We start from the raw sequence: 12,130 nt of genomic DNA on the forward strand, positions 1-12,130 counted from the left end.
CTCCGAAGTATTTATTTTACAAACCATTTAATTTTCTTTAATGCATTTTTTGTATTTGGATAGCGGAATGGGAGATCAAATGCAGTCGTTTGCTTTAAGATACTTTTTTCATGGGAAAATACATCAAAGCTCCCTTTGCCATGATAGGCTCCTATTCCACTTTCTCCCACTCCACCAAATGGTAAATGTGGTGAACTTAAATGGAACACAGTATCATTGATACACCCACCACCAAATGAAACATTATCTATAATTTTTTCTTGCACACTGCTATTCTCACTAAAAATATATAAGGCCAATGGTTTAGATCTATCGTTTATTACCTTAATCATTTGGGACAAATCATCATATTCTATAACTGGAAGAATAGGTCCAAAAATTTCATCTTCCATCACTTTATCTGTCCAAGATACGTTTTGAAGAACAGTTGGCTCAATTAGGAGCTTACTTGAGTTATACTTACCCCCCATAACAATTTCTCCATTATTTAAAAAAGTGATTAAGCGATTAAAATGCTTTTCACTTACTATCTTTGTAAAATTTCCAGTTTCTATAACATTTTGACCATATAATTCATAGATAGATTCTCTCATTAATTGTAAAAATTCTTTTTTTACTCGTTTATGTATATACATATAATCTGGCGCTACACAGGTTTGACCAGCATTCATAAATTTACCCCAAGCAATCCTTTTAGCTGCTAATTTTAGGTTTGCGTCTTCATGAACAATACAAGGACTTTTCCCACCAAGTTCAAGCGTAACAGGGGTTAAATTTTTAGAAGCAGCTTCCATAATAATCTTCCCAACCTGAACACTGCCAGTAAAGAATATATAATCCGTTTTTTCCTTTAATAGGGCTGTACTTGTTTCTGCTCCACCCTCCACTACCGCAATATATTCTTCAGGGAAGTTCTTTTTAATCATTTCAGCCAAAAAAGCTGATGTATTGGGTGTCAATTCAGACGGTTTTAAAATAGCACAATTTCCTGCAGCAATGGCACCAATCAAGGGTGCTATTGCTAGCTGGAAAGGATAATTCCAAGGAGCTATGATAAGTGCTACTCCATATGGTTCTGGATAGATATAACTCTTAGAGCCTATTCCAGTTAAGGTTGTTTTCACTCTTCTAGGTTTTACCCATTTGCTTAAATTTTTAATAGTAAAACGAATTTCTTCTAAAACAATCCCGATTTCAGTTAAATATGAATCAAATTCGCTTTTGTTTAAATCTTGTTTTAGCGCATTCATTAATATTTGTTCATTATCTTTTATTAATTTTCTTAATAAGTGTAATGCTTCTAATCGAAACGAGACATTCTTTGTGTTTCCTTCTAAAAAGAAAGACCTTTGTTTTTGAATTAGTTCATTATAATTATTCATTAAACTCCTCCAAATAATTAATTGTAGATCTATTTTTTTGAAAAATTCGTTCATTCTATTTTTATAGAGAAAACCAAAGTATACTATAATTACCTATATTATACTTTGAAAATCAGAAATGGAAAGGAGAGCTTATGAAGGAAATCCTAATTGGAATTTTAGCTTCCATTTTTTTTGGTGTAACTTTTATTTTAAACCGTTCAATGGAACTTTCTGGAGGAAGTTGGTTGTGGAGTTCATCCTTAAGGTTTATTTTTATGCTTCCTATCTTATTCCTCATTGTACTAATAAGGAAAAATTTAACCCAAGTAATGAAGGAGATACTTAAACAACCTGCCCAATGGTTAATTTGGAGTTTTATGGGCTTTGTTTTATTCTATGCACCTATTACATATGCAGCAGCCTACGGACCGGGGTGGCTTATAGCTGGAACATGGCAATTAACCATTGTGGCCGGGACATTATTAAGCCCTCTTTTTTACGAAAATATTCCGACTAAAAACGGAATGATGAAAGTTAGAAGTAAAATACCATTGAAATCCCTTTCTATTTCCTTACTCATTCTTTTTGGGGTAGCTGTTATTCAAATTGAAAAAGCGAATAGCCTTACTTTCTATGAGGTAATAATTGGGGTACTGCCTGTTGTTATTGCAGCTTTCGCATACCCGTTAGGTAATAGGAAGATGATGGAAATTTGTGGCGGGAGATTGGATACTTTTCAGAGAGTGTTTGGTATGACATTATCCTCTCTTCCTTTCTGGCTAATTATAAGTATCATTGGTTTCATAAAAGCTGGACCTCCACCATCCACTCAAATTTTTCAAACATTCATAGTGGCCATTAGTTCAGGAGTTATTGCCACAACGTTATTTTTTATCGCAACAGACCGTGTTAGACAGCATCAAGATAAACTAGCATCGGTTGAAGCAACTCAATCGACTCAAGTACTATTTGTTATGATTGGGGAAGTTCTCTTTTTCTCGAATCCATTACCTGGTGGAATAACACTACTTGGACTAAGTATCATCATTTTTGGTATGGTCCTTCACAGCTTCTTTTCGAAAAGAAAGTCCCATTCAAAAGTGAATGTCCTTCCTAATAAAAGTGAAAAAGCGATATAACCCTTTTGGCACATAATCCATTTCATCATAGAGAATATTATCTATATAAATGAACGGATTGGAGGATTTATGATGAATGATAAGGATATTGAAATAAGCGATGGATTGAATCAAATTTTTGAAATTATTAATGCAAAAGGGGATGTTGGTGAATTAAAAGAAATTGTAAACGAAAAAAAGAATTCTGATGATGAAGAAAAAAAGAACGAGTCATCATTTACTATGCCAGAGTATTTGTAACCATCAAATACCTGGCTTTTTAATTGTTTGAAATTGATATTATTAAAACAAGTAATGATATTGGAAAATTAAAAAGATATTGTTGAAGCTAGAACCTGCAAAATAGAAAATAATGATTTAAGAAAAGACACTCGTTTTAAAGAGTGTCTTTCTGTTTGGGGACATAGTTAAATATTTCCTTCGTTTCAAAGGTATCAATTAATCGATTTAACCAATCGTAATATTCAAGGGCATATATGTATCTTTTCCGATCATTTTCGGCAACACATTTTAAATCCCCTGGTGTCTCCTGGTTTTCAATCAACTCTGTCACTTCTTCCAAGGATTTATTAATAGAAGAAATATTTAATGCAACACCTTTACGCCAAGTAATTGAAAAGTAATCTGTAAAGCTTTGATACCAATCATCAACCGAATGATACAGATCTTTTCTAGTTCCCTTTTTCCAAATTTTTTCAACCATATTAAGTTCCTGTAACTGTCGTACAGAAGTACTCATACTTGTCTTACTCATTCCTAACTCATCTTTCATCGTATCTAAACTCAGTGGTTCTTCATTAAAGTATAAAAGCCCATATAATCTTCCAACAGATGGCGTAATACCATAAAGGTTCATATTTTGAGCAATGGAATCTATAACACGCAATCTTGCATTTTCCAACTTTTCTCGATCTTCCATACCTTCACTTCCCTGTTTCATCATCTAAATATAAGCCTATCATACATAAATTAAATAAAAAAATCACCAGTTGGAAAGAAATCTGGAGGATTATGGAGGAATTGTAAGCATCTTTATCATTAACTTCGTACAGTTAATTCTGTACGTACAATATAGTCAGAAATGACTGTATTTACTCTTTGTGTAAAAACGGAAATCTTTTCTATAATTAAAAGGTCGCAGTAGAAAAACAAAAAAGGGGTGAAAAGATGGAAAACGGTAAGACAGTAAAAATCAAAGTTGATGGTATTACTAAAATCTTTGGTAAAAACATCAAACAAGCCTTGCAACAGCTAAAAAATGGCTTAACAAAAACTGAAATTCTCTCAAATACTGGCTGTACTGTTGGTGTTAATCAAGCTGATTTTGAGGTCCATTCTGGCGAAATCTTTGTCATTATGGGGCTTTCCGGAAGTGGTAAATCAACCTTAGTCCGTATGCTGAATCGGTTAATTGAACCAACTTCTGGAAAAGTACTTATCGATGGTAAAGATGTTGTTACGATGAAAAAAGAAGAACTTCGTCAAATTAGGCGCCAAAAAATTAGTATGGTCTTTCAAAAGTTTGCCTTATTTCCTCACTATACAGTTCTTGAAAATACCGAATACGGATTAGAAATTCAAGGAGTGACGAAAGAAGAGAGACAGAAAAAAGCAGTCGAGGCATTACATCTTGTTGGATTAAAAGGATATGAAAACCAATATCCTAACCAGTTAAGTGGGGGAATGCAACAACGTGTTGGACTTGCTAGAGCACTTGCAAACGAACCAGACATATTACTTATGGATGAAGCATTCAGCGCCCTTGATCCTCTAATTCGTAAAGATATGCAGGATGAATTATTGGAATTACAGTCTTCAGTTGAAAAAACAATTGTATTTATTACACATGATTTGGATGAAGCGCTTCGAATTGGGGATCGAATTGCCTTAATGAAGGATGGAAATATTGTTCAAATTGGTACACCAGAAGAAATATTAATGAATCCTTCTAATCAATATGTCGAAAGATTTGTTGAAGATGTAGACTTATCAAAAGTTTTAACTGCCAATCATGTTATGAAACGTGCAGGTACTGTACAAATAGAAAAAGGCCCCCGTGTAGCCCTCCAATTAATGAGAGAATTAGGGATATCCTCTATTTATGTTGTGGATAAGCAACAAAAACTATTAGGAGTCGTATCTGCAGCTAATGCATCTAAGGCAATGGAAAAAAATTACTCCCTTCAACAAATTATTAATACAGAAATTACTACAGTAAATCCAGATACATTATTAACGGATTTATTTGATAAGGTATCAGAAGCAACAGTTCCAGTAGCTGTTATTGATAATCAAAAACGATTAAAAGGAATTTTAATAAAAGGAGCTGTTATTGGAGCTCTTGCTGGAAATGAAAAACATATAAATGTCGAGACTGAAACAGAACAGCCGCAGATTACCAATAATCCAAAGGTGGTGATTAAATGAATGAGCTAATTCCGAAGCTACCTTTAGCAAGCTATATAGATCGTTTGGTTGAATGGTTAACCATAAACTTTGATTGGTTTTTCGAATCAATTACCGCTGTTCTTGAAGGTTTCGTAGAAGGACTAGTAACTTTTTTAACGTTTATCCCAGCTCTACTTCTTATCATTGGTATAGGATTAATAGCTTGGAAGGTTAGTAGATGGCGTTTAACGATTTTTACTGTAATAGGTCTTTTAATAATTTATAATCTCGGATATTGGGAACAAATGCTTGAGACCTTAGCACTTGTCCTTACTGCAGTACTCATTTCTATTTTAGTTGGTATTCCAGTCGGTATTTGGGCTTCCCAAAAGAAACTGGTTAGACAAATCACTACTCCAATCTTAGATTTTATGCAAACGATGCCAGCATTCGTTTATTTAATACCCGCTATATTCTTTTTTAATATCGGAGTAGTACCTGGTGTTGTTGCATCAGTTATATTTTCTATGCCTCCAACCATTCGATTAACTATCCTAGGGATTCAACAAGTGCCTGCTGATATTATTGAAGCATCTGAAGCATTCGGTTCCACAACTGGCCAACGTTTGTTAAAAGTACAATTGCCATTGGCAATGCCTACAATCATGGCTGGTATTAATCAAAGTATTATGTTGGCCCTATCAATGGTAGTCATTGCATCGATGGTAGGAGCCCCGGGACTTGGAACAGAAGTCTATCGTGCTGTTACACAAATTAAAACTGGAATAGGTTTTGAAGCTGGTCTATCTATAGTCATTATTGCCATTGTTTTAGATCGAATCACACAGAATATAGGAAGAAAAAAATAAGGGGGATTTATTTATATGTTTAAGAAATTAATAGCTCTAACATCTGCATCTATTTTAACTTTTGGATTGGTTGCTTGTTCAGGTGAAAAAGTCGATTCTTCTTCAAAATCAATCGGTGAACAACTTGATTATAAAATTGTTGGGATTGACCCTGGTGCTGGCTTAATGAAACTTACCATTGATAAAGTCTTACCAGAATATGGTCTTGATGACTGGGAAGTTGTTGAGGGCTCTGGTGCAGCGATGACTGCAGCCTTAGCAAAAGCATATAAAAAGAAAGAACCTATCATAGTAACTGGCTGGAGTCCACACTGGAAATTTGCTAAATTCGATCTAAAATATTTAGAAGATCCAAAAGGAATATACGGTGGAGCTGAAGACGTTAATACCATTGTACGCCTTGGTTTAAAAGAGGATCATCCAGATGCTTATAAATTATTGGATCAATTCCAATGGGAACCTTCTGATATCGAAAACGTTATGAATCTTATTCAGGAAGGTATGAGCCCTGAGGAAGCAGCCGAGAAATGGGTTGGTGAGAACCAGGAGCTTGTAGGTGCATGGACAAAAGGTGTTAATTCTGTAGATGGTGAAGAATTGAAACTATTATATGTGGCATGGGATGACGTCATTGCAAGTACAAATACAGTTGCAAAAGCTCTTGAAAGTGTTGGATATGATGTGAAGCTTGTACAAGTCGATGCTGGCCCAATGTGGGCTGGTGTTTCAAGCGGAAAAGGAGATGCGATTGTAGGAGCATGGCTTCCAACAACACACGCAGATTACTATAAAGAATTTGAAGGAAAATTCGAAGACTTAGGATCCAATCTCCATGGTACAAAACTTGGTTTAGTGGTGCCAGCTTATATGGATATAGATTCAATTGAGGATTTAAAGAAATAATAATAAATCAATCCAGAGAACTATCATTGGTTCTCTGGATTTTTTCAATTAAACTATTCGACCTCTAGTGCTTTTACCTCTTTTTTATAAATTGTCACACCTAACTCGTCTTTTAGTTCGATAAACAGTTTCAAACTTCCTAATAATTTATGGTTACGACCAATAGAGTCTAAATCAATTTCAAAAGGAACTGACTCTTCATTTTTAGGATTTACTATTTGAACCGGTTTTAATGAAAAGGAAGACTCTTCTCCAGAAATAGAAACAATTATAAGTGTCCCATTTTCCAACTCAATCTTTGCTTTTTCGCTTAATGATAAGATGATTTCACCATTGTAAACATAAGTATCATGATCTAAATGATCCTTAACTTCTTTTATCTCAATAAAATCATCCGCAGCTTCCGCAAATCCTTCCCTTTCCTCTTCACCCATTGCAAGCTGATCACCTGTAACCGAATCAATATAGAAAATATCTTTATTCCCCATCGGATAGGTTCCTGCTACTTTCCATATTGGATTTGGATTGTTTTCAAGCTCTGTAATACCGAGCAATAAAGGGTCTTTTATGAAATCTGCATCCCAAGAAATGATGTCTGACTGAGCATTCTTTTTGGCTATTGCTATCGCTTCATTTTTACTTATATACTTACCAGCAGGATTGTTGTCTTCGTTCCTATCTAGTATGGCAGTATTCCTTTCCCCTGTTCCAAAGTTAAACTGGTCTACTATCTCATCCGAAAAAATGGCAAATATTAAAAGAAATGCCATCCCAAGCAATAATGGTCCCTTTATCAATTGAAATTTATGTTTTTTGATTTCTAACCCCCGCAGCTTAGCTTCTACTTCTCGCTTGAATTCCTGACGTGGTATTAATCCAGGACGGTTTTTTAGGGGTTTTAGAAAATTATCGTCAGGCATTCTCTTCATACATAACCCCTCCTTCATCCGATTTTAAATGGTTTTTTAATAACTTTAGTGCCCGATGATAATTCACCTTAACTTTTGACTCTTTCCAATTTAAAATTTCTGCTGTCTCTTTGACAGAACATTCTTTTAATCCTCTTAAGATGACTACATTCCGGTAATGGGGTTTTAACTTAGAAAGAGCCTCCTGTAAGACTTTCCAATCCGCTTTATTTTCCATTTCTCTTTCAGGATTTCCTAATTGGCTTTTTCGTGTTTGGAGTAAAAATTCCGGAAAAATAGATATGAGCTTATGTTTTCTATATTGATCAATCGCTACATGTTTGGCAATCGAAAAAATCCACGTTTTAATGGAAGATTGCTTTTTAAAATAATGATAGTTTTTGAATACTCTTATGAAGGTTTCTTGTGTTAAATCTTCAGCCTCATATTGATTATTAGTAAAATATAATAAATATTGGTAGACATCATCAAAATATTCTTCATAAAGTTCAACAGGTAGGTTGCTTTCTTCATCCAATTTAGGTGCCCCCTTTCTCATGGCTACTAAATAGTCGGTTAAAATGAAAATAAGTTTCAAATTTTTCATTTTTTTTCATAAAAAAACAGCAGTCTTTCAATGACTGCTGCATCACTTAGCTTTTTTTCTTTTCCAAAAAAAGATAATCACTCCACCAATTGTACTAGCTAGTGTTATAGTTGCAAAAATCATGGCATATACAACTTCGCCCAAAACTGCCATTTCGGGGGCTGGAAAAAATAATATTTTTAAACCCATAATGATTGTAGCAAGGAAAGACATTATGGCAGGTATCCATTTTGCCCACCTGGTATTAAACTTAATAAAAAATAATGTTAGAAGTAAGGTAATAAAAAACAGGATAAAAAAATACACGCACATCATTCCTTTCGGCCTTTTCATGATGCCTTTTATAGATTAGACGATGACTAAAAGGATTGGTTACATGATTTAATGGAACAACCAAATTAAAAAAATAAGGTAGGGAAATTGAAATTCCCCTGCCTTATTTTTTTCTAGTCCGTTCCTTCAAATCATTCTTGATGTCTTGAATAATCAGCTCATATTTCTTTGCATCATCTTTTGGAATGATCATGCCACCATATCGAACATTCTCATAAGCTAGAAATAATTCTTCATCCATAGGGAAACCCACTCGTTCAAACCATTCTCTGATCGTCTCATGATGGTATCTACCCATTCCCTGTTTTTCAGCATAAACCTGGAGTTGATAAAATAACTTACGTAAATATTCTTGTGGTGCTGGCTCTCGGAAGAAACGTCTTTTTCTTTGCTCTCTTAACAAGGAAGGTGAATGTTCGATCTCTAATGAGACCATTTCCACATCAGATTTCTCATGGACCATTCTCATTTTTCTTATAAAATACCAAGTAGTCAAAAGAAGAAGGATTAGTAATACAATCCATACCCAAATAGGCATATTAACAACTAATTCTTCCCCTAGACTTCTTTTATGTTTTGAAATCTCTACTTTTTCAAACTCGTCCATTGGTTGTGATATCAGATTTAATTGCAGCACCCCAATGGACTCAATCAATTTAAATAAAGGTGTCAACAATATACCTAATAATAAGGCTACACCCTCAAATATATTTTTAAATAACCACTTAACAATTGGAAGCAAAATAGTTACGATTCCCGTTAATAAAATAGCAATCCCAAGAGCACTTGCCATCCCTGAAATATTCCGATTTACTTTATTTCCCTCAAAATGCTGTAAATAGCTGCCTATACTTAACAAGATCGTAAATCCGATCACAATGGCAAAAAGCCAATTCATAAACGGGTATTTAAAAATCCAGCCCTCTAAAAAAAGAATAAAACCACTGCAATAGAATAAGATAGCTAATTTTGCTCGCTCTTCTTTCCATAAGCCTGAATCCTTAAAAAAAGCACTTAAACGAAAAAACAAAAAGATAGAACACAAAAACACCGACATTAGCGTAAATTCTAAAATGTATGCCATTACTCCTGACAAAATGGCGCCTATAAAAGGAAATGTTCCCGAAACTGTTTGTTTTTTCAAACCATAAAGTAATACTACAAAGGACACAAGAATAACGGCTATAAATGAAAGCATAGAGGGAATGTCGGGTATCCGAATATAGAAAAAAAATAATAGGAAATATAAAAATAAACATTCCAATGCAAAATAGTAAGCTGGTATTATGCGTTGTATCATTAAATTATCACCCATTTTCTCACCACTCAGACACGATTAAAAGGGACAATAGCAGGATTTTCAACATCATCCTTTAAAAAATATACCTTTTGTCCTCTTCTTTGCATTTGAGTAAAATATTGTGATCCTTCTTCTTCAAATGGACCACAAGCAATTACAACTGGTGAATTCTGATGCTGTTTCTCCACAAAGTGCAACAATTTCTTGATTGGAAGTGTATTTCCTTTTGGATGGATACGTGCTAATACATCAAACAATTTACCAAGCTGATGTGTTCCTCCCCCTAGGGGTAAATGATAAACTGATATTTCACTTGCCATACGTAAATTGAGAAATACTTCATATTCTATACCCTTTTTAGTAGCTAATTGAGCCATATAGGCCACATTGCTAGCTATTGCCTCCAGGTTCTCAACTACTCCCATATGATAGAAAGGTGTATTCGGTTCCCTAAGATTAATGATAAATGTCCATGAATAATGCGAAGTCCGTTCAAACACCTTGGTTTGAAGCTTCTGAGTTTTAGCACTTGCTTTCCAATGAATGCGTTGAAACGAATCAGTGAAAACATAATCTCTCGTCCCAATTGGTGCTAAAATTTGTTCATATATACTCGAAGGAGTTGGATAGTCACCTTGGGATTTAGTAGCAACTAGTTTTTCAGATTGTGAAACTGAAATAGGTACAGGATGTATAATCAATTCTTTCTGTATAAATGGATTAAAGGTTAATTCCACAGCTCCAAATCCAAAAAAATTGGGGATCTTTAAATATAGTGATTTTATTCTAGTAACCCCACGAGCTGACGCTTTTAAAGGTAAAGGAATTTGAATGGTTCCTTTCCCCTTTAAATAAAGAGGAATAGTAAACTCAATATTATCCTGATGAATGGTACCTGTTACCCCATTACCTTCCACAATTGCCTCCAATTTCAATGTCATTAATGCATGAAAGATTGGGAGTCTACTTAACTGTGATAATTTTAAAATTAGGGTTGTCTCTTCACCCACGGTAAGGCGAATAGATTCCTTTTCATTTTCAAACACCAATCTATTAGCCACATTTTTCAAATAGTAGTAACTCATCCTACTAATAACAAGTAATAACGCCCCCAAAAAAGCTAGCAAATAGGATTGATTATAAAAACTAAATAACAATAATATCCCAGATATTAGTGTGATTCCTTCAATTGTATTGCTGCCATGAATGGTTTTTCTCCATCCCATTTACTTCAACGCTCCTGTTTCAGCAGGGACTTGTACTTGATTTAGGACTGATTGTAGCACCTGACTATTCGTCTTTTTTAAAGAAGCATCCATTGTTAAGACAAGTCGGTGTGCTAATATGTATACGGCAACATCCTTAACATCCTGTGGAGTGACATAATAGCGATTTTGTAGAAATGCTCTTCCTTGTGCTCCTCTCATAAGTGCCAGAGTACCTCGTGGACTAACTCCCATTTCAATTTCATCGTAATTTCTTGTAAGGTGGATAATATTCAATATATATTCTTCGACATCTTCAGAAACGGTAACTTTTTTAACTTCCTCTTTCATTCTTGTTATCTCGTCTAAAGTAAAAATCGTTTCAATTTCATTAAAAGGACTGCCTAGCCTATACGTTTGCATAATCTGCTTTTCTTCTTCCATTGTTGGGTAGCCTAATGGAATTTGCATAAAAAAGCGATCCATTTGTGCTTCAGGTAAGGCGAATGTTCCCTGTTGAGATTCAATAGGATTTTGTGTCGCCATTACGATAAATGGATTAGGAAGTGAGATGGTTTCACCATCAATGGTAACTTGTTTTTCTTCCATTACTTCTAGCAAACTTGCCTGTGTTCTTGGAGTAGCACGATTGATTTCATCTGCTAACAATATATTAGTCATCACTGGACCAATCCGGAGTTGAAAATCCTGTTCTTTTGGGTGAAAAAACTGTATACCCGTAACGTCACTTGGTAATAAATCAGGTGTAAATTGGATTCGTTTAAAAGATCCATTTAATGTCTTTGCGAAACTTTTGGCTAATTGAGTTTTACCAGTACCAGGAACACTTTCTAATAGAACATGCCCATCATTAAGAAGTGAAATAAAAACCATTTCAACAATATCTTCTTTTCCAATAATAGCCTTACCGATTTCTTTCTTTAATTGTAAAAGTCTATCTGATAAGTTCATTCCATGACCCCTTTTATATATAAAGAAATGATAGTACTGAAAGTCTAAACATTCAGACCATTTTCCTATATTATGCAATCCTAACCTTTTTTTGTCCATTTTTTTATCATCTTAATATTCGCAAAAAAACTAAATTCGTTTT

The 12,130-nt window shown here is 34.4% G+C and carries 12 protein-coding genes; 5 read left to right on the top strand and 7 right to left on the bottom strand.

Features of this window, described 5'->3' with window-relative positions:
• Positions 1 to 11: 11 nt before the first annotated feature.
• Positions 12 to 1,382: an aldehyde dehydrogenase gene (locus ACSBPO_RS12880; RefSeq protein ID WP_442593852.1), complete on the bottom strand. Its 1,371-nt coding sequence runs from the start codon at positions 1,380 to 1,382 to the stop codon at positions 12 to 14.
• A 134-nt stretch (positions 1,383 to 1,516) separates the two neighbouring features.
• Between ACSBPO_RS12880 and ACSBPO_RS12885 the strand changes: the two genes are divergently transcribed.
• Both ACSBPO_RS12885 and ACSBPO_RS12890 read left to right on the top strand, forming a co-directional pair.
• Positions 1,517 to 2,503, top strand: a complete 987-nt coding sequence (locus ACSBPO_RS12885; RefSeq protein WP_442593854.1) for a DMT family transporter — start codon at positions 1,517 to 1,519, stop codon at positions 2,501 to 2,503.
• A gap of 69 nt (positions 2,504 to 2,572) precedes the next feature.
• Positions 2,573 to 2,743 (top strand): hypothetical protein, encoded by a 171-nt coding sequence (locus ACSBPO_RS12890; protein WP_442593855.1) that lies wholly within the window; start codon positions 2,573 to 2,575, stop codon positions 2,741 to 2,743.
• A 136-nt stretch (positions 2,744 to 2,879) separates the two neighbouring features.
• Here ACSBPO_RS12890 and ACSBPO_RS12895 read toward each other — a convergent pair whose 3' ends face one another.
• Entirely contained in the window at positions 2,880 to 3,422 is a 543-nt protein-coding gene (locus tag ACSBPO_RS12895; RefSeq protein ID WP_442593857.1) for a GbsR/MarR family transcriptional regulator, read from the bottom strand.
• Positions 3,423 to 3,670: 248 nt separating this feature from the next.
• Here ACSBPO_RS12895 and ACSBPO_RS12900 point away from each other — a divergent pair, with 248 nt between their 5' ends.
• The 3 genes from ACSBPO_RS12900 to ACSBPO_RS12910 are packed head-to-tail and all read left to right on the top strand — an operon-like array spanning position 3,671 to position 6,663.
• A complete protein-coding gene (locus ACSBPO_RS12900) occupies positions 3,671 to 4,930 on the top strand; it encodes a quaternary amine ABC transporter ATP-binding protein (RefSeq protein WP_442593860.1) in 1,260 nt (419 codons plus the stop codon).
• Positions 4,927 to 5,760 carry an ABC transporter permease gene (locus ACSBPO_RS12905; protein WP_442593862.1) on the top strand — a complete coding sequence of 278 codons (834 nt, stop codon included), beginning with the start codon at positions 4,927 to 4,929 and terminating at the stop codon, positions 5,758 to 5,760. The genes ACSBPO_RS12900 and ACSBPO_RS12905 overlap by 4 nt, the downstream gene beginning before the upstream one ends.
• A gap of 15 nt (positions 5,761 to 5,775) precedes the next feature.
• Complete coding sequence (locus ACSBPO_RS12910; protein WP_442593864.1) at positions 5,776 to 6,663, top strand: glycine betaine ABC transporter substrate-binding protein; 888 nt, start codon at positions 5,776 to 5,778, stop codon at positions 6,661 to 6,663.
• 53 nt (positions 6,664 to 6,716) lie between these two features.
• Here the strand turns inward: ACSBPO_RS12910 and ACSBPO_RS12915 are convergent, their stop codons facing one another.
• The 5 genes from ACSBPO_RS12915 to ACSBPO_RS12935 form a co-directional block, all read right to left on the bottom strand.
• Positions 6,717 to 7,592, bottom strand: a complete 876-nt coding sequence (locus ACSBPO_RS12915; protein WP_442593866.1) for a PepSY domain-containing protein — start codon at positions 7,590 to 7,592, stop codon at positions 6,717 to 6,719.
• Positions 7,576 to 8,109, bottom strand: a complete 534-nt coding sequence (locus ACSBPO_RS12920) for an RNA polymerase sigma factor (RefSeq protein ID WP_442593868.1) — start codon at positions 8,107 to 8,109, stop codon at positions 7,576 to 7,578. The genes ACSBPO_RS12915 and ACSBPO_RS12920 overlap by 17 nt, the downstream gene beginning before the upstream one ends.
• 505 nt (positions 8,110 to 8,614) lie before the next feature.
• On the bottom strand, positions 8,615 to 9,595 hold the full coding sequence (locus ACSBPO_RS12925) for a hypothetical protein (protein ID WP_442593870.1): 981 nt from the start codon (positions 9,593 to 9,595) through the stop codon (positions 8,615 to 8,617).
• Positions 9,596 to 9,837: 242 nt separating this feature from the next.
• Positions 9,838 to 11,037: a DUF58 domain-containing protein gene (locus ACSBPO_RS12930; protein ID WP_442593872.1), complete on the bottom strand. Its 1,200-nt coding sequence runs from the start codon at positions 11,035 to 11,037 to the stop codon at positions 9,838 to 9,840.
• Positions 11,038 to 11,988, bottom strand: coding sequence for an AAA family ATPase (locus tag ACSBPO_RS12935; RefSeq protein ID WP_442593874.1), 951 nt, complete (start codon positions 11,986 to 11,988; stop codon positions 11,038 to 11,040).
• Positions 11,989 to 12,130 lie beyond the last annotated feature (142 nt).

The sequence above is a fragment of the Neobacillus sp. D3-1R genome (genome assembly GCF_052180215.1).
Classification (GTDB): domain Bacteria; phylum Bacillota; class Bacilli; order Bacillales; family Cytobacillaceae; genus Pseudoneobacillus.

What these genes read in the sequence shown, in the direction of transcription:
- ACSBPO_RS12930 (WP_442593872.1), bottom strand. Translation starts at nt 11,037, where the DNA reads ATGGGATGGAGAAAAACCATTCATGGCAGCAATACAATTGAAGGAATC.
- ACSBPO_RS12935 (WP_442593874.1), bottom strand. Translation starts at nt 11,988, where the DNA reads ATGAACTTATCAGATAGACTTTTACAATTAAAGAAAGAAATCGGTAAG.
- ACSBPO_RS12910 (WP_442593864.1), top strand. Translation starts at nt 5,776, where the DNA reads ATGTTTAAGAAATTAATAGCTCTAACATCTGCATCTATTTTAACTTTT.
- ACSBPO_RS12900 (WP_442593860.1), top strand. Translation starts at nt 3,671, where the DNA reads ATGGAAAACGGTAAGACAGTAAAAATCAAAGTTGATGGTATTACTAAA.
- ACSBPO_RS12895 (WP_442593857.1), bottom strand. Translation starts at nt 3,422, where the DNA reads ATGGAAGATCGAGAAAAGTTGGAAAATGCAAGATTGCGTGTTATAGAT.
- ACSBPO_RS12885 (WP_442593854.1), top strand. Translation starts at nt 1,517, where the DNA reads ATGAAGGAAATCCTAATTGGAATTTTAGCTTCCATTTTTTTTGGTGTA.
- ACSBPO_RS12915 (WP_442593866.1), bottom strand. Translation starts at nt 7,592, where the DNA reads ATGAAGAGAATGCCTGACGATAATTTTCTAAAACCCCTAAAAAACCGT.
- ACSBPO_RS12890 (WP_442593855.1), top strand. Translation starts at nt 2,573, where the DNA reads ATGATGAATGATAAGGATATTGAAATAAGCGATGGATTGAATCAAATT.
- ACSBPO_RS12905 (WP_442593862.1), top strand. Translation starts at nt 4,927, where the DNA reads ATGAATGAGCTAATTCCGAAGCTACCTTTAGCAAGCTATATAGATCGT.
- ACSBPO_RS12880 (WP_442593852.1), bottom strand. Translation starts at nt 1,382, where the DNA reads ATGAATAATTATAATGAACTAATTCAAAAACAAAGGTCTTTCTTTTTA.
- ACSBPO_RS12925 (WP_442593870.1), bottom strand. Translation starts at nt 9,595, where the DNA reads ATGGCATACATTTTAGAATTTACGCTAATGTCGGTGTTTTTGTGTTCT.